Source organism: Micromonospora halophytica, from assembly GCF_900090245.1.
Taxonomy (GTDB): domain Bacteria; phylum Actinomycetota; class Actinomycetes; order Mycobacteriales; family Micromonosporaceae; genus Micromonospora; species Micromonospora halophytica.
In genome coordinates this window covers 1-24,668 of record NZ_FMDN01000011.1, presented here as the reverse complement: position 1 = coordinate 24,668, position 24,668 = coordinate 1, and the positions used below count along the sequence as shown (strand labels likewise).

The window sequence follows — 24,668 nt, the reverse complement described above, 5'->3', positions numbered from 1 at the left end:
GGTATACGACCTCAAGATCCGATTCTGTCCGGGACGGTCACTCCTCGATCCGGGCCGCCTCCCGGGCCGCGTCGGGGCCCCGGTCGAGCAGCACCCGGAAGCCGTCCTCGTCGAGGACCGGCACCTTGAGCGAGGCGGCCTTGTCGGCCTTCGAACCCGGGTTGTCGCCGACCACCACGAAGGCGGTCTTCTTCGAGACCGAGCCGCTGACCTTGCCGCCCCGGCTCTGGATCGCCTCGGCGGCCTGGTCCCGGCTGAACCCGGCCAGGGTGCCGGTCACCACCACCGTCACCCCCTCCAGCGGACGCGGGCCCTCGTCGACCGCCTCCTCCGCCATCCGTACGCCCGCCTCGGCCCACTTGCGGACCACCTCGCGGTGCCAGTCGACGGCGAACCACTCCTTGATGCTGGCGGCGATGGTCGGGCCGACCCCGTCCACCGAGGACAGCTCCTCCTCGGACGCCTGGTCGATCACCTCGATCGAACGGAAGTGCCGGGCCAGGGCCTGGGCTGCGGTCGGGCCGACGTGCCGGATGGACAGAGCGACGAGCACCCGCCACAGGTCGCGCTCCTTCGCCACGGCGAGGTTGTCCAGCAGCTTGGTGGCGTTGCTGCCCAGGCTGCCGTCCTTGTTGACGAAGAACGGCGAGCGGGCGAGCTGCTCGGCGTCGAGGTGGAACAGGTCGCCCTCGTCGGCGATGACCTGCGCGTCGAGCAGCGCCGCCGCGCCCTTGTAGCCGAGCACCTCGATGTCGAAGGCGCCCCGGCCGGCCAGGTGGAAGACCCGCTCGCGCAGCTGCGCCGGGCAGCTGCGGGTGTTGGGGCAGCGGATGTCGACGTCGCTCTCCTTGGCCGGGGCGAGCGGCGTACCGCAGGACGGGCAGGTGGTCGGCATGACGAACGGGCGGGCGTCGGCGGGCCGCAGCTCGACCACCGGGCCGAGCACCTCGGGAATCACGTCGCCGGCCTTGCGCAGCACCACCGTGTCGCCGATCAGCACCCCCTTGCGCTCCACCTCGCGGGCGTTGTGCAGGGTGGCGTACGCGACGGTGGAGCCGGCCACCTTCACCGGCTGGAGCACGGCGCGCGGCGTGACCCGACCGGTCCGCCCCACCTCGACCTCGATGTCGAGCAGGGTGGTGTTGACCTCCTCCGGCGGGTACTTGAAGGCGATCGCCCAGCGGGGCGCCCGGCTGGTGGAGCCGAGCCGGCCCTGGATGGAGACCGGGTCGACCTTGACCACCACGCCGTCGATCTCGTGCTCGACGTCGTGCCGGTGCCGGGCGTAGTGGGCGATGTACTCGGCGACGCCGGCCAGGTCGGGCACCACCCGCCACCGGTCACTGGTGGGCAGTCCCCACGCCTTCAGCGCCGCGTACGACTCGGACTGCGCCGTCGGCCGGAAGCCCTGGCGGGCGCCGATGCCGTGCACCACCAGGCGCAGCGGCCGGGACGCGGTGATCCGCGGGTCCTTCTGACGCAGGCTGCCGGCGGCGGCGTTGCGCGGGTTGGCGAACGGCGCCTTGCCCTGCTCGACCAGGCCGGCGTTGAGGTCGGCGAAGCCGGCCACCGGGAAGTAGATCTCGCCGCGTACCTCCAGCAGCTCGGGCAGCGCGCCGAACTCGGCCGACGGGGTCAGCCGGGCGGGCACGTCCCGGATGGCGCGGACGTTGGCGGTGACGTCCTCGCCGGTGCGCCCGTCGCCCCGGGTGGCTGCGCGGACCAGCCGCCCCTTTTCGTAGGTCAGGTTGATGGCGAGCCCGTCGACCTTGAGCTCACAGAGGTAGGGCACCGGGCCGCCGGCGTCCCGCTCGACCCGCTCGGCCCAGGCCGCCAGCTCCTCGTCGGCGAAGGCGTTGTCCAGCGAGAGCATCCGCTCGGCGTGGGCCACCGGGGTGAAGTCGGTGGAGAAGGTGCCACCGACCCGCTGGGTCGGCGAGTCGGGGGTGCGCAGCGCCGGGTACTCCGCCTCCAGCGCCTCCAGCTCGCGCAACTGCCGGTCGAACTCGGCGTCGGAGATGGTCGGCGAGTCGAGGACGTAGTAGCGGTACTGGTGCTCGGTGAGTTCCTGGCTCAGCGTGGCGTGCCGCTCCCGCACCTCGGGGGTGGGCTCGCCACCGGCCGCCGCCTCCTGCGCGGCGCTGACCTGCTGGGAGATCTCTTCTTCCGACACCCTGCCGCCTCCGGACACCGCTGGAACCTCCCCGTGATCACGCTACCGGAGCACGGTAACGGGCCGGTCGGACAATCCCGTGCCTCCCCCGCCGCGCCCGACGGGCGGGTGCCCACCGTCCGTGCGACGATCGCCGCACGTCGGCGGCGTGGGGCGCCGCCCGGGGAGAGGCAGGGGTACGGATGCCCGAGTGGGTGTGGTGGTCGCTGCTGGTGGTCCTGGCCGTGGTCGCGGGGTGGGCCTGGAACGAGTGGCGACGCCGGGGTGGCCGGCCGTCCGACGGTGGCGGCGACCGGGCCAGGCCGGAGCGGGGAACCCCACCCCGCGACCGGGCCCGACCGACCGCGCCGCCCCGACCGCGCACCCCCACCGGTACGCCCCGGCCGGGCGAGATCTGGTGGGCCGACGTCCCGTACGCCGACGGCAGCGGCTCGAAGGTCCGCCCCTGCCTGGTGCTGCGGGCCGACGACCGGGGCGCCGAGGTGCTCAAGATCACCAGTCAGGACAAGAGCGGCCGGGACGACCACGTCCGCATCCCCACCGGCGACTGGGACCCGGACGCCGACCACGACAGCTGGCTCGACCTCGCCGAGCCCCTGCCCGTGCCGGCCGGCGGCTTCTCCCGCCGCGCCGGCAGCTGCGACCCGGAACTGTGGCGGCAGGTGCGGCGACTGCACGGCCGGCGGAGCCCGGCCTGACCGGGCCGGGCCTGCCGCCGTCACCCGGATCCGACCGTCCCGGTGGGGTGAGCACCGCCGACACCACCGAGCTGCGCCGACCGGCCGGCACCCGCACGGCCTCGGCCGGGCTCAGTCCCAGGCCGCGCCGAGGGCGGTGAGCTGGTCGGCGTACTCGATGCGGGTGAGCCAGTCGGTCGGCCAGGCGGCCGTGCCGTGGGCGGCGCCGACGAAGGCGCCGGCCAGGGCGGCGATCGAGTCGGAGTCGCCGGCGGTGGTGGCGCCCCGGGCGATCGCGACGACCGGGTCGTCCGGATGCCGCAGGGCGCAGAGCAGCGCCGTGGCCAGCGCCTCCTCGGCGATCCAGCCCTCACCGGTGTGCCGGCAGGGATCGTCGCCGTCGTCGGGCCGGCCGAGCGCGAGGTCGAGCCGGTGCAGCGCGTGCAGGCACTCGTCCCAGCCCCGGGCGATGAACTCCGCCGGGGAGTCCACCCCGGGGCGCTGCCACAGGTCACCGAGCCAGTCACCCCGGTAGACCCGGCGCTGCTCCCGGGCCCGCGCGGTGAGCAGTGCGGGCAGCTCCGCCAGGCCCGCACCGTCGCGCAGCAGGCGCACCGCGTACGCGGTCAGCTCGCTGGCCGCCAGCCCGGTGGGGTGGCCGTGGGTCAGGCCGGCCTGGAGCTGCGCCAGCCCCGCCAGGGTGTCCAGGTCGACGTCGAGCAGCCCGACCGGGGTGACCCGCATGTTCGCGCCGCAGCCCTTCGAGCCGGCGACGGTGGCCTGCTGCCAGGGCAGCCCTCGGCCCAACTCGGCGCAGGCGCGCAGGCAGGTCGTCCCCGGGGCCCGGTTGTTGTCCGGGCTGACCACCCAGTCGAGGAAGCGCCGCCGCAGCAGCGGCTCGACCGTCTCCGGTGTGTGGGCGCCCGCGTCGTGCAGCGCCCACGCCACCGCCAGGGCCATCTGGGTGTCGTCGGTGACCAGCGCCGGGTCGCCTTCCAGCTCGCGCGGGCCGGTCGGGCCGTACCGGCGGTGGATCTCGGCGACGGTCAGGAACTCGGTCGGCTTGCCGAGGGCGTCACCGTAGGCGAGGCCGAAGAGCGAGCCGGAGGCGCGGCGGAGCGAGGAGTCGATCACGCCCGTGATCATGCCGGTCGTCCGCAACCCCGGCGGGTCAGTCCCAGCAGAGGCAGAACGGGTGACCGGCCGGGTCGGCGTACACCCGGAAGCCCTCCCCCTCGCCGGGCAGTCGGCGAGCGCCCAGGGCGAGCGCGGCACGTTCCGCGACGTCGATGTCGTCGACGGTGACGTCGAGGTGGAACTGCTGCGGCCGCTCCGGATCGGGCCAGGCCGGCGGTCGCAGGTCGAGGGCCTTCTGGAAGGCGACCCGCGGCTGGTGGCCGGGCGGGCCGCCGAGCACCACCCAATCGTCGCCGTCGGACTGCTCCTCGACCAGCGGCAGCCCGAGCAGTTCGGCGTAGTAGGCGGCCAGGGCGCGAGGATCCGGGCAGTCGATCACCGTCGAGCGCAAACGTCCGATCATGCCCGTCATCCTGCCTCGCGGGTACGACGGAAAGCCTCAGTCCTCCGACAACCGCCGGCCGGCGTCCCGGCAGGCGGCGAGGACCGCTCGCGCGTACGCCGGGGTGGCTCCGGCGAGGCCGCAGGCCGGGGTGACCACCACCTGCTCGGCGAGCCGACGGTGGGGGAAGCCGAGGCGATCCCAGAGGGTGCGTACCCGGTCGGCGACCTGGGCCGAGGTCGGCGCGCGACCGGCCGGCGGGGGCAGCGTGGGCACGGCGCCGGCCAGCAGCCCCAGCCCGGCGTCGATCGCCTCGCCGAGCGGGTCCAGCTCCTTGACCAGGGTGAGGTCCAGCGCCACCCCGACCGCTCCGGCGGAGCGGATCAGCTCCAGCGGCACGTCCGGGGCGCAGCAGTGCACCACGGTCGGCACCTCGGCCGCGTCGATCACCTGGCGCAGCAGGGTCCGGGCGACCTCGGGCTCCACCGCCCGGTGGGTGCCGAAGCCACTCTCGGTGGGCACCCGGCCGGCGAGCACCGCCGGCAGGGACGGCTCGTCCAGTTGGAGCAGCACCGAGGCCCGGGGCAGCCGCCGGCTCACCGCCGCGACGTGCGCCCGCAGCCCGTCGGCCAGCGAGCCGGCCAGGTCCCGCACCGCGCCCGGGTCGCGCAGCATCCGCCCGCCGATCGGCAGCTCCAGCGCCGCGGCCAGGGTGAACGGCCCGCCGGCCTGGATCTTCACCGGCCCGGCGTACGTCTCGGCCTGCTCGGCGAGCTGGTCCAGGTCGCGTTCCATGAGGTCACGGGCCCGGCGCAGGTCCCGCCCGGGGCGCGGCGCGATCCGCCAGCGTGCCGCGTACAGCTCGACCGGCAGCTCCACCAGCAGCCCACCGGTCCGCCCGATCAGGTCGGCGCCGGGACCGCGCGCCGGCAGTTCGGGCAGGTGGGGAAGGGCGGGCAGCTCGCCGAGGACGATCCGCTGCGCCTCGGCGACGTCGGTGCCGGGTAGCGAGCCGATGCCGGTGGCGGCCCCCGGGGGCCATGGCCAGGACTGTTCAGTCACGGCGGAAGGGTATCCCGTTCCGCCGCTGACCCTGGTGCCGAACTGCGGCTGCCCCGAGGGGTCCTGGAGACGAGGGCGAGGGTGGCGGCGACCGCGGCCACCGCTACCGGGAGACGCCATCCGCAGTCCGGCTCGCCACACTGCGTCCCCTGCGGCGCGCGCACTTCACCACCCAGTGGCACCACCGGCGCAGCCGCACCGCACGACGCCCGCGGCACACAACCACCCCGGCCCGGCCGGCCCCGGGCATGGCCGGGCCGGGCGCGGATCGAACGCTGCCGGAGTCAGCCGGTGATGGTGGCGGAGCCGAGCACCACGTCGCCCGCCGGGTCCGACCGGTACGCCACGATCGCCTGCCCGGCGGCGACCCCGCGTACCGGTCGGCGCAGCTCGGCGTGGAGGGTGTCGCCGTCCAGCGTCACGGTGGCCGGGACCACGTCGCCGTGCGCGCGCAACTGCACCTCGCACTCGATCGGCGCGGTGGGCCGCTCGCCGCCGGTCCAGACCGGGCGGGCGGCCCGCACCTGCGAGACCTCCAGCGCCTCGGCGGGGCCGACGGTCACCGTGTTGGTCCTGGGGGTGATGGAGAGCACGTAGCGGGGGCGGCCGTCCGGGGCGGGCCGGTCCAGGTGCAGGCCGCGCCGCTGCCCGACGGTGTACTGGTAGGCGCCGGTGTGGCTGCCGACGACCGCGCCGGTCGACGCGTCGACGACGTCGCCGGGAGCCTCACCCAGCCGCCCGGCGAGGAAGCCGCGGGTGTCGCCGTCGGCGATGAAGCAGATGTCGTGCGAGTCGGGCTTGTCCGCCACGGCCAGCCCGCGCCGGGCGGCCTCCTCGCGTACCTCGGCCTTGGTCGCGTCGCCGAGCGGGAAGATCGACCGGTCGAGCTGCGCGCGGGTCAGCACCGCCAGCACGTACGACTGGTCCTTGGCGTGGTCGACGCTGCGGCGCAGCAGGCCGTCGGGGCCGAGTCGGGCGTGGTGGCCGGTGACCACGGCGTCGAAACCCAGGGCCACCGCCCGGTCCAGCACCGCGGCGAACTTGATCTTCTCGTTGCAGCGCAGGCAGGGATTCGGGGTACGGCCGGCCGCGTACTCGGCGACGAAGTCGTCCACCACGTCGGAGTGGAAACGCTCGGCCATGTCCCAGACGTAGAACGGGATGCCGATCACGTCGGCGGCGCGGCGGGCGTCCCGGGAGTCCTCCAGGGTGCAACAGCCGCGCGCCCCGGTGCGGTAGGTCTGCGGGTTGCGGGCCAGCGCCAGGTGGACACCGGTCACGTCGTGCCCGGCCGCCACCGCGCGCGCCGCCGCGACGGCGGAGTCCACCCCGCCCGACATGGCCGCCAGAACCCTCACCGCCGTACCCCCTTCACCCCACCGAGCCTATCCGCCTGCGCCGCGCGATCCGCTCCCCCACCGCCCGACTGCGACACGGGTCAGCGTGGGCTGCGCAGCGAGGCGGCGCGGCGGGCGCGTTCGACGGCGGCCGGCAGCGCCGCGATGAGGGCGTCCACGTCGGCGGGGGTGCTGGTGTGACCGAGGGTGAAGCGCAGCGACGAACGGGCCCGGTCGTGGTCGGCGCCCATCGCGAGGAGCACGTGCGAGGGCTGCGCCACCCCGGCCGAGCAGGCCGAACCGGTGGAGCAGGCGATGCCCTGGGCGTCGAGCAGGAGCAGCAGCGCGTCCCCCTCGCAACCGGGGAAGGAGAAGTGCGCGTTGCCCGGCAGCCGGTCGGTCGGGTCGCCGTTGAAGATGACCTCGGGCACCGCCTCGCGGACCCGCCGGACCAGGTCGTCGCGGAGCGCGGACACCCGCGCCGCGTACTCCTGCTGACCCTTGACCGCCGCCTCGACGGCGACCGCGAAGGCGACGACGCCGGCGGTGTCCAGGGTGCCGGAGCGGACGTCGCGCTCCTGCCCGCCGCCGTGCAGCAGCGGGGTGGCCGCGACGTCGCGGGCCAGCAGCAGCGCGCCGACCCCGGCCGGGCCGCCCAGCTTGTGGCCGGTGACGGTGAGGGCGGAGACGCCACTGGCGGCGAAGTCGACCGGCACCTGGCCGACCGCCTGGATCGCGTCGGTGTGGAACGGCACTCCGTGCCCGGCGGCCACCGCGGCCAGTTCGGCCACCGGCTGGACGGTACCCACCTCGTTGTTGGCCCACATGGCGGTCACCAGGGCGACCCGGTCGGCGTGCGCGGCCAGTTCGGCGCGCAGCCGCTCCGGATCCAGCCGGCCGGCCGCGTCGACCGGCAGCCAGCCCACCTCAGCGCCCTCGTGGGCGGCGAGCCAGTCCACCGCGTCGAGCACCGCGTGGTGCTCGACCGCGCTGGACACCACCCGCGCCCGCGCCGGCACCACCCCGCGCCGGGCCCAGAAGACGCCCTTGACCGCGAGGTTGTCGCTCTCCGTGCCGCCGCCGGTGAAGACGACCTCGGACGGGCGGGCGCCGAGCGCGGCGGCGACCCGCTCGCGCGACTCCTCGACCCGACGTCGGGCACGCCGGCCGGCGGCGTGCAGCGACGACGCGTTGCCGACCTCGCGGGCGGTGGCGACGTACGCCTCCAACGCCTCGTCGAGCATCGGGGTCGTCGCCGCGTGATCCAGGTATGCCATCACTGCTCAGCCTAACTACCGGCAGGCGGCCGGCCGGACGCCGGACCACCGTCAGGTCCGGCGGCGGTTCAGGCGGGCACCGCCGTGACGACGATGTTGTCCCGGTACGAGCGGGTCCTCGCGTCGAACGGCCCACCGCAGGTGATCAGGGTCAACCGGGGTTTGCCGTCGCGCGCGAAGTACCGCTCGAGCGGGATCCTCGACTTGTCGTACTCCTCCCGGGCCACCACCCGGTACGCCCGCTGCCTGCCGTCCGTGCCGGTGGCGGTGAGGGTGTCGTCGCGGTCCAGCTCGCGCAGTCGGAAGAAGGCCCCCCTGCCCTGGTCGGCACTGTCGACGTGTCCGGCGATCACCACCGACCCGGCCGTCGCCTCCAGCCCGGGGCCGTACCGGTACCAGCCGATCCGGTCGACGCTCGGCGGGACCTCGAACTCGTCGGTACGCCGGTTGACGCCGACCGGGTTGACGGTGGCCGTGACGTCGATCGCCGGGATGACGAGTTTCACCGGCGGCACGGTCTCCTCCCCCGCCGGCAGTTCACCGGAGGTGACCGGTACCGAGGAGGTGCCCGCCGGGGCCGGGGTGGTGGGGACGGCCAGGGCGGCGGCCTCCTCGGCGCCGACGTCCTCGGCGGGCTGCGACCCGCAGGCCACCACCGCGGCGACGGTGAGCGCGGCGACGCCGGCGGCCACCGCCGCCAGCGCCCCGCGGTGTCGCACCGTCACCGGCGACCGACCCGGGCGGTCGCCACCCGCGCCCCGCCGCCGACCAGGAGCAGCGCGCCGGCGCCGGCCAGCACGTACCACCAGGTGTCCACGCCGGTGCCGGCCTGACCGCCGCTGCCGCTGGGCACACCGCCCGGCGCCGAGTGCAGCCCGGTCACGGTCTGGGCGACCAGGTCGAGGTTCTTGCCCTCGGCGGAGCCGATGGCGTAGACGATCGTCGCGGTGCCCTCCTCGAGGGTCAGGTCCGCCGGGCCGATCGCCACGGTGTCGGTGCCGGCCAGCACCACGTCGGCCTTGACGGTGCCGGCGTCGACGTCGGCCTTCGCCTCGTTCGGGTTGGTCAGGTCCTCGAAGACCGGGGTGCCGCCGGCCCGTACGTCCACGGCCGGGGCCGCAGCGGTGTGCCGGACGATCAACCGGGCCTTGCCGGCGTCGACCTTGGCGACGTCGTTGGCGAACGGCGTGATCTTCGGCTGGCCGGACGCGTCGAGGTGCGCCGCGATGCTGATGTTCGCCCCGCCCGGCACCGCGGCGTCGTCGACCGTGAGGATCGCCTTGTCGAGCGCCTCGCCCGGCTTGGTCAGGGCGATGTCGTACGCGCCCTCCTCCAGCGTCAGCGGGCCGGCCACGTCGCCGGGCTTGAAGTTGTCCAGCGTCTTCTCGCCGTTGACGTACACGTCGACCGGGGTGTCCGGGATGCCGTGCACGACGGAGACCTTCGACGAGGCGGCGAAGGCGGGCGTGGCGGTGAGGGCCCCGACGCCGGCGAACGTCAGGGCGGCGACCGCGCCACCCGCGGCGACCCGACGGAAGTTCGAGAGCTGCATGTCTGCCTCCTGGTGATTGGTACTGATTCGTCAGGCCGGGCTTGCAGAACGGGTTACGCCGCCTGTCGCACCGCCGGATGCAGCCGGACGGGATTCTTTTTTTCCTCGCCCGGATCGCATCCGGAACCGTCCCCGACGACGAAGAGCAGGTGACAGGAGTGCAAGGACACCTGACCGAGAAAGTGGGGCGGGGACTGTGGGAGCTACAGTCGGGCATGCCCCACGGAAGGCGAGCCGCTCGGTGACGGCGGTGCGACAGGAGCCGGATCCCCCACCCCGGGACGATCTGGCGCAACGGTTCCGTGCGGGCGACGAGACCGCCCTGCGGGAGGCGTACGACCGGTACGGCCGGGCCGTGCTGCACCTGGCCACCAGCACGCTGGCCAACCGCAGCGACGCGGAGGACGTCACCCAGGCCACCTTCGTGGCGGCCTGGCTGGGGCGGGAGACCTTCGACCCGGCCAAGGGATCGCTGATCGGCTGGCTGCTCGGCATCGGCCGGCGCAAGGTCATCGACCGGCTGCGCGCCTCGGCCCGGGAGACCCGGGTGGTGGAGACGGTCCGGCAGCTGCCCGATCCGGTCGCCACCGGCCCCGACCCGGACACGGTGGTCGACCGGCTGGTGGTCGCCGACGAGCTGGCCCGCCTCCCGGACGATCAGCGCAGGATGCTGGAGCTGGCCTTCTACGACGACCTGACACACCAGCAGATCTCGACGGTGACCGGAGTGCCGCTGGGCACGGTCAAGAGTCACATCCGACGCGGCATGGCGAGCTTGAAGCGCAGATGGGAGGTGGACGGTGCAGCACCTGGACCACGACCGGCTGGTCTTTCTGGCACTCGGTGAGAGCGAGGCGGACCACGGCGAGACCGACCACCTCGGCGCCTGCGCCACCTGCCGGGGCGAGCTGGAGAACCTCCAGCACGTCGCCGGCCTCGGCGCGGCCACCCAGACCCTGCGTGACCTGCCGGACCCGCCCGAGCACATCTGGCAGGGCATCGACGCGGAGATCAACGCCGCCGAGGAGCTGCCCTCGCTGACCGGGGCACGCCGTCAGCGGTCCGCGCCCACGGAGCCGGCCACCGACAGCCCGGCCGCCCCGCCGCCGGCCGACGACTCCCGTCGCCGCCGTCGCTGGCCCCGCTGGGCCACCACCGTGGTGACCGCCACGGCCGCCGCCGCGCTCGGCGTCGTCGGCACGCTCGCCGTGCTCGACGTCGGTCGGCGGGAGCCGGACCCGGCGCCGCAGCAGATCGTGCTGGCCAGCGCGCCGCTGACCGCGTACGGGCAGACGCCGAAGGACGCCAACGGCGACGCGCGGGTGTTCGTCGACGGACGACTGCACCTGCACGTGGCGAATCTCCCGGACGTTCCGGGGTATTACGAGGTCTGGCTGATCAACCCGAGGAACATGGAGATGTTCTCGGTCGGTGTGCTGCGCGACAGGTCGGGCGATGCGCTGCTCCCGTTGCCACCGAACGTCGATCTTGAGGCATACTCGGTTGTCGACGTCTCCGCCGAGCAGTACGACAACAAGCCCGCCCACTCCGGCGACAGCCTGCTGAGGGGCACCCTGACGGGCTGATCGGCGGGCCGGCTCAGCTCCCCGGCCCGCCGATCAGCTCCCTTGCACCGGCGGTCGCCGGCTCGTCACCCGAGCCGGCGACCGAACCAGCCGAACCGCTTGTCCAGCGCCACCACTGCGGAGACCACCAGGGCGATGCCGAGGATGCGCAACCACGCGTCGACGTCGATGGGTGCCGTCCGGAACAACGTGTTCATCACCGGCAGGTAGGTCAGCGCCACCTGGCCGAGGGCCTGGACCAGCACGCCACCGATGAGCCAGCGGTTGCCGAACAGCCCCAGCCGCCACGGTGAGCGGGTCAGCGAGCGGCAGCTGAACAGGTAGAAGGCCTGCACCGTGACGAAGAGGTTCACCGCCGCCGTACGCGCCTCCGCCAGCTCCGCCCCGCTGCCCAGTTCCCACTCGAACAGCCACCAGGCGCCTGCGACGAGCAGGGCGGAGACCAGCAGGATCCGGACCACCAGGGCGGCGGTGAGCAGCGGCTGCCCGGGGTCGCGCGGTGGGCGGTCCATGATCCCCGGCTCCTTCGGCTCGAAGGCGAGCGTCAGGCCGAGCGCCACCGCGGTGGTCATGTTGATCCAGAGGATCTGGCTGGGCAGGATCGGCAGCGCCGTGCCGAGCACGATCGCGACGAGGATGACCAGTCCCTCACCCGTGTTCGTGGGCAGCGTCCAGGTGATGAACTTGGTCAGGTTGGCGAAGACGCCGCGGCCCTCCTCCACGGCCGACTCGATGGTGGCGAAGTCGTCGTCGGTGAGCACGATGTCGGCGGCCTCCTTGGCCACCTCGGTGCCGCTGCGCCCCATCGCCACCCCGATGTCCGCCTGACGCAGCGCGGGGGCGTCGTTGACGCCGTCGCCGGTCATCGCCACCACCTGGCCCTCGGCCTGCAACGCCTCCACCAGCCGCAGTTTCTGCTCGGGGGACACCCGGGCGAACACCGCCGCCCGGCGTACCGCCTCCGGCCGGTCCGCGTCGGAGAGCCTGGCCAGGTCCGCGCCGCTGAGCACCTCTCCCGGCCCCGGCTCGCCGGCCAGCAGACCCAGGCGTACGGCGATGGCGCTCGCGGTGACCCGGTGGTCGCCGGTGATCATCTTCACCGCGATCCCGGCCCGTCGGCACGAGGCGACCGCGGCGGCCGCGGCCTCGCGGGGCGGGTCGAGCATCGCCTGCAACCCGGTGAAGATCAGCTGGCCGGGCAGCTCCTCCTCCACCAGCCCGCCGTCGCCGTCGACCCGGCACAGAGCGGTGGCGAGCACCCGCAGGCCCTCGCCGGCCAGCTCCCCGGCTGCGGCCAGCACGGCGGAGCGGTCCAGCGCGACGGTCGCGCCGTCGGGGCCGATCGCCGCCGTGGACCACTGGACGATCCGCTCCACCGCACCCTTGACCAGCACCACCCGGGCGCCGTCACGCTGGTCGTGCAGGGTCGCCATGAACTGCCGTTCGGAGGTGAACGGGATCGCCGCCACCCGGGGCAGTTCGGCGGCGATCTCCTCGGCCCGCAGCCCCACCTTGGCGCCCACCACGAGCATCGCTCCCTCGGTGGGGTCGCCGAGCACCGTCCACCGTCCCGCACGCTCGTCGAGACGCGCGTCGTTGCAGGCGACGCCGGCCAGCAGCGACCAGCGCAGCGCACCCTCCCCGGTGGGGGCCGGGCCACCCTCCGGGTCGCGGATCTCCCCGAGGGGGGTGTAACCGCCGCCGCTGACCTCGTACCGACCGCCGACGGTCCAGAGGGCCTGCACGGTCATCTGGTTCTCGGTGAGGGTGCCGGTCTTGTCGGTGCAGATCACCGTCGTGCTGCCGAGGGTCTCGACGGCCGGCAGCCGCCGGATCACCGCCCGGCGGCGGGCCATCCGCGCCACCCCGATCGCCAGCGTGATGGTCACCGCGGCCGGCAGGCCCTCGGGGATGGCCCCCACCGCCAACGCCACCGCGGCGGTGAAGGTCTCTCCCGCCGCCTCCCCACGGGCCAGACCAACGGCGAAGGTGACTCCCGCGAGCACCAGGATCGCCAGGGTGAGGATCCGGCTGAACCGGGCCAGCTTCGACGTCAGCGGGGTGTCGAGGACCTGCGCGGCGCCGACCAGGCGATGGATCCGGCCCAGTTCGGTCTCCGCCCCGGTCGCCACCACGATGCCGGCGCCGGACCCGCCGGTGAGCAGGGTGCCGGAGTAGAGCACGTTGCGGCGGTCGGCCACCGGCGTCTCGTCGGGCACGGCGACCTCGTCCTTGCGTACCGGCAGGGACTCGCCGGTCAGTGCCGACTCGTCGGCGCGCAGTTCGTCGGCGCGGGCCAGCCGCAGGTCGGCGGGGACCTTCTCGCCCGCCTCGACCAGCACCAGGTCGCCGGGGACGACCTGCTCCGAGGGCACCCGCAGGTGTCGTCCGCCGCGGACCACCCGCGCCTCGGTACGCACCATCGCCCGCAACGCGTCCAGCGCCGACTCGGCCTTCGACTCCTGCAGGAAGCCGATGACGGCGTTGACCACCACCACCCCGAAGATCACCGCGGAGTCGACGTACTCGGCGAGCAGGAGGGTCACCACACCGGCGACGAGCAGCACGTACACCAGCGGGTTCTGGAACTGTCGGAGCAGCCGGCGCAGCGTGCCGCCGCGGGCGGTCGCGGGCAGCACGTTCGGACCGTACCGGGCCAGGCGGGCGGCGGACTCGTCGTCGCTCAGCCCCCGGTCGGTGTCGGTCTCCAGCAGCAGCACGACCTCGTGCACGGCCAACGCGTGGTGACCGCCTCCGGGCGTCCTGGCCGGCATGGCGCACTCCTCGTCACGGTTCGGGCAGGGGTGCACGGGGGACCCGGTCATCGTCGCAGTTTCCGGGGCCGTCGTGGGCCGTTCCGGCGGTGATCGCCGACAACGGTCGAGGGCCGGGAACCGACTGACGGTTCCCGGCCCTCGCCGCGACTGGTGCTCAGCTCACTTGCGCTTGCGGATCTCCTCCGCGGCCTGCGGTACGACCTTGAACAGGTCGCCCACCACGCCGAAGTCGGCCAGTTCGAAGATCGGGGCCTCGCCGTCCTTGTTCACGGCGACGATCGTCTTCGAGGTCTGCATGCCGGCCCGGTGCTGGATCGCGCCGGAGATGCCCAGCGCGACGTAGAGCTGCGGGGAGACGGTCTTGCCGGTCTGACCCACCTGGAACTGGTGCGGGTAGTAGCCGGAGTCGACGGCCGCCCGGGACGCGCCGACGGCGCCGCCGAGCAGGTCGGCCAGCTCCTCGACCAGCTTGAAGTTGTCGGCGTTGCCGACACCGCGACCACCGGAGACGACCACGCCGGCCTCGGTGAGCTCGGGGCGGGAGCCCTTCTGCTCGGCGACCCGGTCGACGACCTTGGCCAGCTTGTCGGTGTCGGTGACCGACACGGTGAGCTGCTCCACGGCCGGGGTGGCCGGGGCCGGGGTCGGGTTGACCGAGTTCGGCCGCACGGTGACCAGCGGCAGGCCCTTGGTGACCTTGGACTTGACGATGGTGGAACCGGCGAAGGCGACCTGGGTCGCGGTGCCGTCGGCGGCCAGGCCGACCACGTCGGTCAGGATGCCGTTGTCCAGCTTGACGGCCAGGCGGGCGGCGATCTCCTTGCCCTCCTGCGCGGACGCCAGCAGCACGGCCGCCGGCTGCACCCGGGTGACCAGCTCGGCCAGCACGGTGGCCTTCGGGGCCACCAGGTAGCCGTCGATCTCCTCGCTCTCGGCGGCGTAGATCTTCTGCGCGCCGTACTCGCTCAGCTTGGCGCTCAGCGCCTCGGCCGCGCCGGCGCCACCGAGCACCACCGCGCTCGGGGTGCCCAGCTCGCGGGCGAGGGTGAGCATCTCCAGGGTGACCTTCTTGACGCCGAATTCCCGGGTGGCTTCGACGACGACGAGAACCTCAGACATGTCCAGACCTCTCACACGAACTTCTCGGTGGCGAGGAACTCGACCAGCTTGACGCCGCCCTCGCCCTCGTCGGTGATCTTCGCGCCGCCGGAGCGCGGCGGGCGCTTGGTGTGCTCCAGCACGGCGCTGGTCGCGCCGTTGAAGCCCACCTCGCTCGGGGCGACGCCGAGGTCACCCAGGGAGAGCGTCTGCACCGGCTTCTTCTTGGCGGCCATGATGCCCTTGAAGGACGGGTAGCGCGGCTCGTTGATGGTGTCCCAGACGGAGACCACGGCCGGGGTCGAGGCGGTGACCACCTCGTAGCCCTCCTCGGTCTGCCGCTCGACGGTCAGCGTGGCACCGTCGACGGTGAGCTTGCGCGCGCCGGTCAGCGCGGCCACGCCCAGCCGCTCGGCGATCATGTGTGGCATGACCTGGACCCGACCGTCGGTCGACTCCGCGCCGCAGATCACCAGGTCCGCGTTGAGCTGACCGAGGGCGGCGGCGAGCACCTTCGAGGTGGCCACGGCGCAGGACCCGTGCAGGGCGTCGTCCACCACGTGCACGGCCTTGTCCGGGCCCATGGAGAGCGCCTTGCGGATCGACTCGGTCGCCCGGTCCGGACCCATGGTCAGGATGGTGACCTCGCCGCCGTGCGCCTCCTTGATCTTCAAGGCCTCTTCGATGGCGTACTCGTCCATCTCGTTGATGACGTTGTTCGCCGAACCGCGGTCGACGGTGTTGTCGTCAGTACGCAGGTTGCGGTCCGCGCCCGAATCGGGCACCTGCTTGACGAGTACGACGATGTTCATCGCGTTTCGACGACCCTCCTGTTTGGTGTAGCGATCACTCGCCCGGTCTCGGGCGCAGCCTCCCGCGTGACTTAACGGTCGGTCAACAACGGACTGCTGTGCAGTTGCCCACGACGCAATGTTACCTGCCAGTAGCATCGGCTCCCCGGGCACTCAGAGTGACACAGCTCACCGAGCCTCGCGCGCCTGGTTAAATTCTCATAAGGGGGGTGTCCGAACATGTCGGGACAGACCAACCCGCTGCCCGTCGGGGCGGCCGGCACCACCGGTGCCGTCCCGGCCCGCTGCGGGCGGACGGAAACGGCCGAGCCGCACCGCTGCGCCTGCGGCCGGCTGCGCGACCACTGCGTCCGCGACACCGTCCACGCCGTCTGGACCGGGCCGTGCGAGGAGCCGACCGGGCCGCTGCCGACCGACACCTGACCGCCGGAGTGCAGGGCAGGCCCCGAGGCCGTCGCGTGGACGCTCGGCGCGGCGACGATCACCACGGCACGGACCGGCGAGGGGGCCCGGGCACGCCCCCGGGACGCGCGTCGGGCCCGGCCCCTGCGGGCGCCCACGACGGACTCAGGCCGGCTCCGCCAGCGCCCCCCTGATCCGCTCGATGACGGCCGCCTCGGCCGGCACGACCCCCCGGTGCGCCTCGGCCACCCGATCGGCGGCGGCCAACACCACCTGCCGGTACACCGCCAGGTCACCCGGGGACTTCGCCCGCAGGATGTCGACCGCCCGCGCGAGCGCGGGGAGCACCACCGACTCGACCTCCAGCGCCGAGTCGCGGGGCAACTGAGGCAGCGGACCGCTGGTCAGCGCCTCCTTCACCACCCCGCTGGCGTCGTTCAACGCCCCGGAGGCCGCGACACTCTCCTTGATCATGGCGAACATGCCCGGCTCGGCGTTCGACACCAGAAAGACCGCGCCGAAGGCGCCCGTCTTGAGGGTCAACCGCTCCTCGTCCGTCAACCGCTGCTCCATCCTCACGGAGTGTAGACGTACGGCGTGGTCGTGGTGACCGCGACGAGTCCGAGCCGCTCCAGGATCGGCCTACTGTCCGGCGAGCAGTCCACCTGCAGCAGCGTCCGGCCACGCTGCTCGGCCAGCCGCGCCCGGTACGCCACCAGCGCCCGGTAGATCCCCCGGCGTCGCCAGGCGGGCAGGGTCGAGCCGCCCCAGAGGGTGCCGAAGCCGGTGCCGGCCGGGTAACGGATCCAGCCGGCGCTGACCACCGTCTCCCCCGCCTCGGCCACCACGACCGCGATCGACTGCGGGTCGGCCGCGATCTCCTTCTCCAGGCCGGTGACCAGGTGACTGCGGCCGGAACCCCAGACCTCCTCCTCCATCGCGGCGATCCGCTCCAGGTCCGCGCGGGAGGTGACCTCCCGCAGGCGTACTCCGTCGGGGAGGACCGGGACGGCGCCGGCCAGCGCCACCACCGGACCCACCACGACGGTCTCCTGGTCCTCCGGCACGAACCCGGCGACACGCAGTCGCTCGGCCAGGTCGGCCGGCTCGTCGTGGGCGACGAGCTTCCACTCCACCGCCTCGCCGCGCCCACGGAAGAACTCCACCTGCCGGGCGATCAGCGCGTCCAGGTCCGCGCCGGCCAGGCCGTCCAGGGTCCGGTAGGTGAGGAAGCCCCGCTGGTCGAGGCCGAGGACCCGCACCAACGGGCCGTCGGACTCCACGGTCACTCCGGCGGGCAGCGGGTCCGGGATGTCCGGACGGAGCTGGGCGTCGTAGGCGTCGCGCAGGGTCCGCGCGTCAAGATCCGTCATCCGTCCAGGCTATGCCGGGAACAAAGCGGATAATCATGCCCGTGTGGCAGGCGATCAGGCGGTGGTTCGACCCGTCGGAACTCAGGAGTGTGGGCACCACCCCCGACTACCGCTTCTCCCTGGCCAACGAACGGACCTTCCTGGCCTGGCTGCGGACCGGGCTGGCGCTGATCGCGGGCGGATTGGCCGCCGCCCAGTTCCTGCCACCGCTACCGCTGCGGCACCTGCGCGAGGCGATCGCCGTGGCGTTGCTGCTGCTCGGCGGCACCGTCGCGGTCCGGGCGGTGGACCACTGGGCGCGTACCGAGCGGGCCATCCGGCTCGGCGAGGAGCTGCCGGTGTCCCGCTTCCCGGCCGTGCTCGCCCTGCTCGTGGGGCTCGGGGCGCTGCTGCTGGTGGCGGCGGTGCTGGTGAAGGGGCTCGGCGGGTGACGACCCGGGACCCGGGGCTGCAGCCGGAGCGCACCCGGCTGGCCTGGCGGCGGACCGCCCTGGCGCTCACCGTGGTGACCGTGCTGGCGGTCCGGCTCGCCCTGACCGGCGACGTCGCCAGCGCGCTGCTCGCGGCGGCGGTGGTGCTGCTCTGGGCGGGCGCGCTCGCCGCCTGCTGGGACCGGGCCACCGGCAGCGGGCCGACCCCGGTCGGCCCGCGGGCCCTGCCGCTGGTCGCCCTGGCCACCGCCGGGCTGGCGCTGCTCTCCGTGCCGCTGGTACTGCGCGCGATGTGGTGATCGGGCCCGGGTGCGCCATCATGGGGGCATGGCCCGGCTGTCCATCCTGCTCTTCCTGATCCAGATCGTCCTCGCGGTCATCGCGCTGATCAGCTGCCTCTCCGCCGAGGAGGAGCGGATCCGGGCGCTGCCCCGCTTCGCCTGGGTGCTGATCATCCTGGTCTTCCCGCTGATCGGGTCGATCGCCTGGTTCCTCGCCGGCCGCCCGGCACCCGCGGCCCCCGCCGGTCCGGCCTCGGCCCGGGGCGGGGGCGGGCGGGTCAAGCGTCCCGTCGCGCCGGACGACGACCCGGAGTTCCTCAAGTCCATCGCCGAACAGTCCCGCCGCGAGGACGCGGACCTGTTCCGCCGCTGGGAGGAGGACCTGCGCCGCCGCGAGGGCGACCTGCGCCGCCGCGAGGACGAGCAACCCCACGAGGACGACCGCCCCGAGACCTAGGACGCGGAGGCTGGGGTGACCGGCGCACCACCCCAGCCGTCCGGTTCACACCCGTCGCCGCAGCGCCCGCACCGCCAGCGGGGCGAACACCGCCGCGATCCCGACCGCCCAGAGCACCGACTGGAGGGCGGGCCCGGCGACCGGGCCGCCGACCAGCAGGCCACGCAGCGCGTCGGCCAGGATGGTGACCGGGTTGATCTCCACCCAGTTCTGCAGCCAGCCCGGCATCCGGTCGGTCGGCACGAAGACATTGCTGGTGAAGGTGAGCGGGAAGATCACCATGAAGCCGAAGATCTGCACCTTGTCCGGCTCGTCCACCAGCACCCCGACCAGCACCGAGATCCAGGCCGCGGCCAGGGAGAAGGCCAGCAGCAGCGCGAACGCGCCGAGCAGCCCCGCCAGCCCGTTGCCCAGCCGGAAGCCGAGGATCGCGCCGACGGAGACCAGCAGCGACACCGACCAGGCCTGCTTGACCGTGTCGGCGAGGATCCGCCCGGCCAGCGGCGCCCAACGGGCGATCGGCAGGGCCCGCAGCCGGTCGAAGACGCCCTTGGTCAGGTCGTTGTTGAGCCCGAAGCCGGTGGTCATCGTGGCGAAGAAGGCGTTCTGCACGATGATCCCGGGCAGCGCGAAGGTGAGGTACTCCCCCGGCGAGCCGGAGATCGCGGTGCCGAAGACGTACGTGAAGAGCAGGACGAACATCACCGGCTGGATGCTCAGGTCGAGCAGCTCCATCGGGTTGTGCTTGATCTGCACCAGGCTGCGCCAGGCCAGGGTCAGGGTGTGTCGCAGGCCGGCGACGACGCCGAGCCGGCGGGCCGGGGCGAGCGGGGCGGTCGCGGTGGCGGTCGCGGCGGTCATGCCGGGGTCCTCTCGAGCGCGTTGACGGGGGTGTCCTCCTCGGCCCGGTGGCCGGTGAGGGAGAGGAAGACCTCGTCCAGGCTGGAGCCGCGCAGCGCCAACTCGGCCACGGCGACACCGGCGTCGTCGAGCCGGCGGACCACGGCAGGCAGCGCCCCCGGGTCGTTCACCGGCACGGTGACGGTGCTCTGGGCGACCTCGGGGACGGTGCCGGCGACCTCCCCGGCGACGGCCACCACGGTCGACACGTCGGCCGGGTCGACCGGCCGGACGGCGAGCACCTGCCCGCCGGTCTTCGCCTTCAGCTCCTCCGGGGTGCCCTGGGCGATCACCCGGCCGTGGTCGACCACCGCGATCTCGCCGGCGAGCTGGTCGGCCTCCTCCAGGTACTGGGTGGTGAGCAGCACGGTCACCCCGTCGGCGACCAGGTTGCGCACGATGTCCCACAGCTCGTTGCGGCTGCGCGGGTCGAGGCCGGTGGTCGGCTCGTCGAGGAAGAGCACCTGCGGCCGCCCCACCAGGCTGGCCGCCAGGTCGAGGCGGCGGCGCATCCCGCCGGAGTAGGTCTTGGCCGCCCGGCCGGCCGCGTCGTCGAGATGGAAGTCGGTGAGCAGCTCGGCGGCGCGGGCCCGCGCCTCGGCCCGGCCCAGCCCGAGCAGGCGGCCGATGAGCAGCAGGTTCTCCGTGCCGGTGAGGGTCTCGTCGACCGAGGCGTACTGACCGGTGAGGCCGATGAGCTGGCGCACCCGGTGCGGGTCGCGGCGCACGTCGTACCCGCCGACGGTGGCGTGCCCCTCGTCGGCGGTGAGCAGGGTGGCGAGCACCCGTACCGTGGTGGTCTTGCCGGCGCCGTTCGGCCCGAGCAGGCCGAAGACCGTCCCGGTGGGGACCGCCAGGTCGACCCCGGCCAGGGCGGTGGTGTCGCCGAACCGGCGCACCAGCCCTTCGGCACGGATCGCGTACGTCATGCGGAGACTCCTGTCGTCGCTGGTCGGTCTCACCGTGCCCGACGGGTGTGACACTCCGTGGGCACTCGGCTGACGTTACGACGGCCGACGCCAGGATTCCGCTGATTTATGCCACGGGCCGAAGGCCGTCGCCGGTCACCCCGACGACGGCGGCACGGCCGTGCGACTCAGGCCAGGTTCGACGAGCGGGGGTACGCGTCCGTCGGGTCGGTCAGCACGTTGACCAGGTACGGCACCCCGGCGTCGAAGGCGCGGGCCAGGGCCGGGCCGAGGTCGGCGGCCTTCGCCACCGTCTCGCCGGCGCCCCCGAGCGCCTCGACCACCTTGTCGTAGCGCAGCTCCGGCTGGAGGTCGGCGGCGACGTCGTAGCCGTACATGGCCCGCATCGGGTGCTTCTCCAGGCCCCAGATGCCGTTGTTGCCGACCACGATGACGACCGGCAGCTTCTGCCGGACCAGGGACTCCACGTCCATCAGCGAGAAGCCGGCCGCACCGTCGCCCATCAGCACGCAGATCTGCCGGTCCGGGTGGGTGACGCGGGCCCCCATCGCGTAGCCCATGCCGGTGCCGAGGCAGCCGTACGGGCCCGGGTCCAGCCAGGTGCCGGGCTGCGCCGGCTCCAGGTACTTCCCGGCGTACGAGACGAAGTCACCGCCGTCGCCGATGGTGATCGCGTCGGCGGCCAGCACCCGGCGCAGTTCGCCGTAGACCCGGGCCGGCCGGATCGGGTCGGTCTCTGCGGCCATCTCGGCCGCGTCGCGGACCTTCGCGGCGTCCTCGGCGGTACGCAGCTCGGCGACCCAGTCGGCGTGGTCGGCCCGGTCGCCGCCGTACTCGGCGAAGGCGGTCAGGATCAGCCGCAGGTCACCGGCGGGGCTGACGGCCGGCTGGACGTGCCCGGCGCGCTGGCCGGGGGCGTCTACGACGTGCACGACCTTGGCGTCGCCGAAGTCGCCGAAGCTGAGCCGGAAGTCCAGCGGGGTGCCCACCACCACGACCACGTCAGCGCCCCGCAGGGCGACCCGACGGGCCTTGGCGAAGGCGAGCGGGTGCTCGGGCGGCAGCGCGCCGCGGCCCATGCCATTGGTGAAGACCGGCACCTGCAGGGACTCGGCGGCGGCGCGCAGCGCGTCGACGGCGGCGCCGGCGTACACGTCCGAGCCGGCGATGACGACCGGGCGGCTCGCCCCGGCGATCAGGGCGGCGGCCCGGGCTACCTCGTCCGGGTCGGGCTCGAGCGGGGCGACCGGGGCGACCGGCGGCAGGTCGGCGTCGCCGACGGAGAAGACCGCCTCCAGCGGGAAGTCGAGGAAGACCGGGCCACGGTGCGGGGTCAGCGCGGCGGTCAGGGCGGCGGTGACCGCGCGCGGGATGTCGTCGGCGCTGAACACCGTCTCCGCGTGCTTGGTCACCGGGGCGACCAGCGGCAGGTGGTCCATCTCCTGCAGGCTGCCCGAGCCCCAGCGGAACTGCGGCGCCCTGCCCCCCATGACCAGCACCGGAGAGGCGTTGAAGTACGCGCTGGTCAGGCCGGAGATCCCGTTGGTCACGCCGGGCCCGGCGGTGAGTACGGCGAGGCCGGGTCGACGCTGGAGCTTGGCGACCGCCTCGGCGGCGAAGACCGCCGACTGCTCGTGCCGGACGTCGTAGATCGGGAAGTCGTTGCGGTGGGCGGCGTCGTAGAGCGGGAAGACGTGCCCGCCGGAGAGGGTGAACATCTCCCGTACGCCGTGCGCGCGCAGCGCCGCCAGCGCCAGCTCTCCGCCGTGACCCTCGACCCGTTCCGTCATCGCCGCTCCCCTCGTCACAGATGCGGAGTCACACGCTACTGGCCGGTACGCGGGATGTGAACACTTCTCGGCTCGACCGGATGGCCGGTGACCCCGGAGGTCACCGGCCCCGCCGAGGTCAGCGGCCGGTGAAGTCCGGCTTGCGCTTCGCCACGAACGCGGCCATGCCCTCGCGCCGGTCGTCGGTGGCGAAGAGCGCCGCGAAGAGCTGACTCTCCCAGGCCAGGCCGGAGTTGAGGTCCATGTCCAGGCCGCCGTCGACCGCCAGCTTGGCCGCGCGCAGCGCCTGCACCGGGCCGGTCAGGAACGGCGTCACCAGCTCGACCGCGGCGGCGTAGACCTCGGCCGCCGGGACCACCCGGTCGGCCAGGCCGATCCGCAGCGCCTCCTGCGCGTCGACCATCCGCCCCGACATGATCAGATCCTTGGCGCGGGCCGGGCCGACCAGACGGGCCAGCCGCTGGGTGCCGCCGGCACCGGGGATGATGCCCAGCTTGATCTCCGGCTGGCCGAGCTTGGCGTCCTCGGCCACGATCCGCCAGTCGCAGGCGAGGGCCAGCTCGCAGCCGCCGCCGAGGGCGTACCCGGTGATCGCCGCCACGACCGGCTTGGGGATACGGGCGATCGCGCCGAGCGCGCTGGACAGGTCGGCGGCCCGCTCCGCCATGTCCACATAGGACATGTCGGCCATCTCCTTGATGTCCGCGCCGGCCGCGAAGACCTTCTCGCCGCCGTACACGATCACGGCGCGGACGCCCGGGTCGGCCGTGGCCGCCGCCGCGGCGGCGCGCAACTCCTCCTGCACCTGGGTGTTGAGGGCGTTCATCGGTGGCCGCTCCAGCCGGATGGTGCCGATGCCGTCCCTGGTCTCCAGCCGCACGAACTCGCTCACGCTGCCCTCACTTCCTCGTCGAAGTCGCGTGCCAACCTTACGGGCGGGCTCGTTGGGGTACATAGTCGAGGTGTCCACCCCGCCGCCGGGAGTCCAGAGATGATCACGTACTACGACGACAGGTCGGTGCAGGTCACCTCCACCGTCATCCGGGTCGACGGGCGCAGCGTGCCGCTGGCCGAGATCGGCATGGTGTGGCACCGCCGGGGCGGCCGCTACTGGCGGGTGCTCGCCGGTCGCGGCGCGCTCGGCGTGGCGCTGGCCGGGCCGCTGGTCGCCGCCACGCTCGGCATCGGGCTCGCCGTCTGGTTGCACCGCAGCCCCACCGTCACCCTCGCCATCGTGGGCGCCTCGGTGCTGGTCGGGCTCGCCGTCGGCCCGCTCGCCGACTTCCTCTTCGAGTTCCTCGACCGGTCGTACGCGCGGGGCAGCCGAGAGTGGGAGATGTGGGCCCGCTGGCGCGGACGGCCCGTCCTGCTGCTGCGCACCGGGGACGCGCTGCGCTTCGGGCAGATCTACCGGGCGGTGCAGCGGGCCGTGGAGAACCGCCGCCCGGTGCCGGCGCCCGCCTCGGCGTCCCGGCCGCCGTCCCCTCAGAAGGGGATCGGCTCGTCGGGCAGCAGCCCCAGCCCGCGCAGCAGGCCGTAGGTGTCCTGCTCGCCCCAGAACTGGACGATCCGGCCACCGGCCAGCCGGTACATCTTGCAGCCGCTCTGCACCGTGGTCGCGCCGTTGGCGTCGTACCGATAGGTCTGCGCGAACGACACCACCACCCGGTCACCGGCCGCGAAGAGTTCGACGATCTCCTGGTCGAGCACGGTCAGCCCGGGCGAGGAGACCGCCCGCTCGACGAACTGCCGGCCCCGGACCGCCGTACCCGAGCCGTAGATCTCGACGTCCTCAGCGACCACCTCGGCCAACTCGGCCAGGTCCTTGGTGACGAAGGTCCGCAGGTACCGCCGGACCGTCTCGACGTTGCGCTCCCGCTCGCCGTCCATGCCGCCGATGCTAGGCCGCGTTTCATAAGCGGGGTAGCCACTCGTTGATCATGGAGATGTGCACGGTGGCTTCATAGCGGACAGCGAGTTTGTCGTAGCGGGTCGCCAGGGCGCGGTTGCGTTTGAGCCGGTTGATGCCGCATTCCACGGCGTGACGCTGCTTGTAGGCGACGGGGTCGAACGTGGGTGGTCGGCCGCCCTTCGACCCCTTCTTGCGCCGGTTGGCGGCCTGGTCGGCCTTGATCGGGATGGTGGCCTTGATACCGCGCCGACGCACGTGGTCACGGTTGGCCTTCGAGCTGTACGCCTTGTCAGCCAGGACCCGATCGGGTCGGGTGCGGGGCC

The 24,668-nt window shown here is 73.6% G+C and carries 27 protein-coding genes; 8 read left to right on the top strand and 19 right to left on the bottom strand.

Annotation, left to right across the window (positions count from 1 at the left end; translation table 11 throughout):
* Positions 1 to 37: 37 nt before the first annotated feature.
* Positions 38 to 2,173 carry an NAD-dependent DNA ligase LigA gene (ligA, locus tag GA0070560_RS16325; RefSeq protein ID WP_091297789.1) on the bottom strand — a complete coding sequence of 712 codons (2,136 nt, stop codon included), beginning with the start codon at positions 2,171 to 2,173 and terminating at the stop codon, positions 38 to 40.
* A 182-nt stretch (positions 2,174 to 2,355) separates the two neighbouring features.
* Here ligA and GA0070560_RS16320 point away from each other — a divergent pair, with 182 nt between their 5' ends.
* A complete protein-coding gene (locus GA0070560_RS16320; RefSeq protein ID WP_091297786.1) occupies positions 2,356 to 2,871 on the top strand; it encodes a type II toxin-antitoxin system PemK/MazF family toxin in 516 nt (171 codons plus the stop codon).
* Positions 2,872 to 2,982: 111 nt separating this feature from the next.
* On the opposite strand, the gene GA0070560_RS16315 is transcribed toward GA0070560_RS16320, so the two are convergent.
* The 7 genes from GA0070560_RS16315 to GA0070560_RS16285 all read right to left on the bottom strand — a co-directional run bounded on the left by GA0070560_RS16315 (position 2,983) and on the right by GA0070560_RS16285 (position 9,597).
* Positions 2,983 to 3,996, bottom strand: a complete 1,014-nt coding sequence (locus GA0070560_RS16315) for an ADP-ribosylglycohydrolase family protein (protein WP_091297783.1) — start codon at positions 3,994 to 3,996, stop codon at positions 2,983 to 2,985.
* Between the two features lie 25 nt (positions 3,997 to 4,021).
* Positions 4,022 to 4,390 carry a VOC family protein gene (locus GA0070560_RS16310; protein WP_170839438.1) on the bottom strand — a complete coding sequence of 123 codons (369 nt, stop codon included), beginning with the start codon at positions 4,388 to 4,390 and terminating at the stop codon, positions 4,022 to 4,024.
* Between the two features lie 36 nt (positions 4,391 to 4,426).
* On the bottom strand, positions 4,427 to 5,431 hold the full coding sequence (locus tag GA0070560_RS16305) for a methionine synthase (RefSeq protein ID WP_091297777.1): 1,005 nt from the start codon (positions 5,429 to 5,431) through the stop codon (positions 4,427 to 4,429).
* Between the two features lie 284 nt (positions 5,432 to 5,715).
* Positions 5,716 to 6,789, bottom strand: coding sequence for a tRNA 2-thiouridine(34) synthase MnmA (gene mnmA / locus GA0070560_RS16300; protein ID WP_211565877.1), 1,074 nt, complete (start codon positions 6,787 to 6,789; stop codon positions 5,716 to 5,718).
* Positions 6,790 to 6,869: 80 nt separating this feature from the next.
* On the bottom strand, positions 6,870 to 8,045 hold the full coding sequence (locus tag GA0070560_RS16295; RefSeq protein ID WP_091297770.1) for a cysteine desulfurase family protein: 1,176 nt from the start codon (positions 8,043 to 8,045) through the stop codon (positions 6,870 to 6,872).
* 68 nt (positions 8,046 to 8,113) lie between these two features.
* Positions 8,114 to 8,770, bottom strand: a complete 657-nt coding sequence (locus tag GA0070560_RS16290) for a class F sortase (protein WP_091297767.1) — start codon at positions 8,768 to 8,770, stop codon at positions 8,114 to 8,116.
* Positions 8,767 to 9,597, bottom strand: coding sequence for a DUF4397 domain-containing protein (locus tag GA0070560_RS16285; RefSeq protein ID WP_091297765.1), 831 nt, complete (start codon positions 9,595 to 9,597; stop codon positions 8,767 to 8,769). Before GA0070560_RS16285 ends, GA0070560_RS16290 begins: the two co-directional genes overlap by 4 nt.
* A gap of 241 nt (positions 9,598 to 9,838) precedes the next feature.
* Here GA0070560_RS16285 and GA0070560_RS16280 point away from each other — a divergent pair, with 241 nt between their 5' ends.
* Together GA0070560_RS16280 and GA0070560_RS16275 are read left to right on the top strand one after the other, a co-directional pair.
* On the top strand, positions 9,839 to 10,444 hold the full coding sequence (locus tag GA0070560_RS16280; protein ID WP_091297762.1) for an RNA polymerase sigma factor: 606 nt from the start codon (positions 9,839 to 9,841) through the stop codon (positions 10,442 to 10,444).
* Positions 10,398 to 11,183, top strand: coding sequence for an anti-sigma factor (locus tag GA0070560_RS16275; protein ID WP_091297759.1), 786 nt, complete (start codon positions 10,398 to 10,400; stop codon positions 11,181 to 11,183). The genes GA0070560_RS16280 and GA0070560_RS16275 overlap by 47 nt, the downstream gene beginning before the upstream one ends.
* 65 nt (positions 11,184 to 11,248) lie before the next feature.
* On the opposite strand, the gene GA0070560_RS16270 is transcribed toward GA0070560_RS16275, so the two are convergent.
* The 3 genes from GA0070560_RS16270 to GA0070560_RS16260 all read right to left on the bottom strand — a co-directional run bounded on the left by GA0070560_RS16270 (position 11,249) and on the right by GA0070560_RS16260 (position 15,870).
* A complete protein-coding gene (locus tag GA0070560_RS16270) occupies positions 11,249 to 13,957 on the bottom strand; it encodes an HAD-IC family P-type ATPase (protein ID WP_091297755.1) in 2,709 nt (902 codons plus the stop codon).
* Positions 13,958 to 14,119: 162 nt separating this feature from the next.
* Complete coding sequence (locus GA0070560_RS16265) at positions 14,120 to 15,079, bottom strand: electron transfer flavoprotein subunit alpha/FixB family protein (RefSeq protein WP_091297752.1); 960 nt, start codon at positions 15,077 to 15,079, stop codon at positions 14,120 to 14,122.
* Between the two features lie 11 nt (positions 15,080 to 15,090).
* Positions 15,091 to 15,870, bottom strand: coding sequence for an electron transfer flavoprotein subunit beta/FixA family protein (locus GA0070560_RS16260; protein WP_091297749.1), 780 nt, complete (start codon positions 15,868 to 15,870; stop codon positions 15,091 to 15,093).
* Between the two features lie 219 nt (positions 15,871 to 16,089).
* On the opposite strand from GA0070560_RS16260, the gene GA0070560_RS16255 reads away from it, so the two are divergent.
* On the top strand, positions 16,090 to 16,293 hold the full coding sequence (locus tag GA0070560_RS16255; RefSeq protein ID WP_091297745.1) for a hypothetical protein: 204 nt from the start codon (positions 16,090 to 16,092) through the stop codon (positions 16,291 to 16,293).
* 144 nt (positions 16,294 to 16,437) lie between these two features.
* On the opposite strand, the gene GA0070560_RS16250 is transcribed toward GA0070560_RS16255, so the two are convergent.
* Complete coding sequence (locus tag GA0070560_RS16250) at positions 16,438 to 16,845, bottom strand: hypothetical protein (RefSeq protein ID WP_091297744.1); 408 nt, start codon at positions 16,843 to 16,845, stop codon at positions 16,438 to 16,440.
* 2 nt (positions 16,846 to 16,847) lie between these two features.
* Positions 16,848 to 17,645, bottom strand: a complete 798-nt coding sequence (locus tag GA0070560_RS16245; RefSeq protein WP_091297743.1) for a GNAT family N-acetyltransferase — start codon at positions 17,643 to 17,645, stop codon at positions 16,848 to 16,850.
* Between the two features lie 35 nt (positions 17,646 to 17,680).
* Here GA0070560_RS16245 and GA0070560_RS16240 point away from each other — a divergent pair, with 35 nt between their 5' ends.
* Genes GA0070560_RS16240 through GA0070560_RS16230 form a run of 3 tightly spaced genes read left to right on the top strand, consistent with a single transcriptional unit; the run spans position 17,681 to position 18,814 of the window.
* On the top strand, positions 17,681 to 18,076 hold the full coding sequence (locus GA0070560_RS16240) for a YidH family protein (RefSeq protein WP_425412658.1): 396 nt from the start codon (positions 17,681 to 17,683) through the stop codon (positions 18,074 to 18,076).
* Positions 18,073 to 18,375: a DUF202 domain-containing protein gene (locus GA0070560_RS16235; RefSeq protein WP_091297742.1), complete on the top strand. Its 303-nt coding sequence runs from the start codon at positions 18,073 to 18,075 to the stop codon at positions 18,373 to 18,375. The genes GA0070560_RS16240 and GA0070560_RS16235 overlap by 4 nt, the downstream gene beginning before the upstream one ends.
* A 28-nt stretch (positions 18,376 to 18,403) precedes the next feature.
* Positions 18,404 to 18,814: a PLD nuclease N-terminal domain-containing protein gene (locus GA0070560_RS16230; RefSeq protein WP_091297740.1), complete on the top strand. Its 411-nt coding sequence runs from the start codon at positions 18,404 to 18,406 to the stop codon at positions 18,812 to 18,814.
* A 45-nt stretch (positions 18,815 to 18,859) separates the two neighbouring features.
* Here the strand turns inward: GA0070560_RS16230 and GA0070560_RS16225 are convergent, their stop codons facing one another.
* The 4 genes from GA0070560_RS16225 to GA0070560_RS16210 all read right to left on the bottom strand — a co-directional run bounded on the left by GA0070560_RS16225 (position 18,860) and on the right by GA0070560_RS16210 (position 23,325).
* On the bottom strand, positions 18,860 to 19,675 hold the full coding sequence (locus GA0070560_RS16225; RefSeq protein ID WP_091297738.1) for an ABC transporter permease: 816 nt from the start codon (positions 19,673 to 19,675) through the stop codon (positions 18,860 to 18,862).
* Positions 19,672 to 20,643, bottom strand: coding sequence for an ATP-binding cassette domain-containing protein (locus GA0070560_RS16220; RefSeq protein WP_091297736.1), 972 nt, complete (start codon positions 20,641 to 20,643; stop codon positions 19,672 to 19,674). Before GA0070560_RS16220 ends, GA0070560_RS16225 begins: the two co-directional genes overlap by 4 nt.
* A 167-nt stretch (positions 20,644 to 20,810) precedes the next feature.
* Positions 20,811 to 22,433, bottom strand: a complete 1,623-nt coding sequence (locus tag GA0070560_RS16215) for an acetolactate synthase (protein ID WP_091297733.1) — start codon at positions 22,431 to 22,433, stop codon at positions 20,811 to 20,813.
* A gap of 118 nt (positions 22,434 to 22,551) precedes the next feature.
* Positions 22,552 to 23,325, bottom strand: coding sequence for an enoyl-CoA hydratase-related protein (locus GA0070560_RS16210; RefSeq protein WP_088977771.1), 774 nt, complete (start codon positions 23,323 to 23,325; stop codon positions 22,552 to 22,554).
* 99 nt (positions 23,326 to 23,424) lie between these two features.
* Here GA0070560_RS16210 and GA0070560_RS16205 point away from each other — a divergent pair, with 99 nt between their 5' ends.
* Complete coding sequence (locus GA0070560_RS16205; RefSeq protein ID WP_091297731.1) at positions 23,425 to 23,973, top strand: DUF6232 family protein; 549 nt, start codon at positions 23,425 to 23,427, stop codon at positions 23,971 to 23,973.
* Here the strand turns inward: GA0070560_RS16205 and GA0070560_RS16200 are convergent.
* Together GA0070560_RS16200 and GA0070560_RS16195 are read right to left on the bottom strand one after the other, a co-directional pair.
* Entirely contained in the window at positions 23,919 to 24,323 is a 405-nt protein-coding gene (locus GA0070560_RS16200; protein ID WP_091297729.1) for a nuclear transport factor 2 family protein, read from the bottom strand. The two genes, GA0070560_RS16205 and GA0070560_RS16200, sit on opposite strands and share 55 nt — an antisense overlap.
* Positions 24,324 to 24,345: 22 nt before the next feature.
* On the bottom strand, positions 24,346 to 24,668 hold a 323-nt coding region (locus GA0070560_RS16195), incomplete at its 5' end, for a transposase (protein ID WP_139131454.1).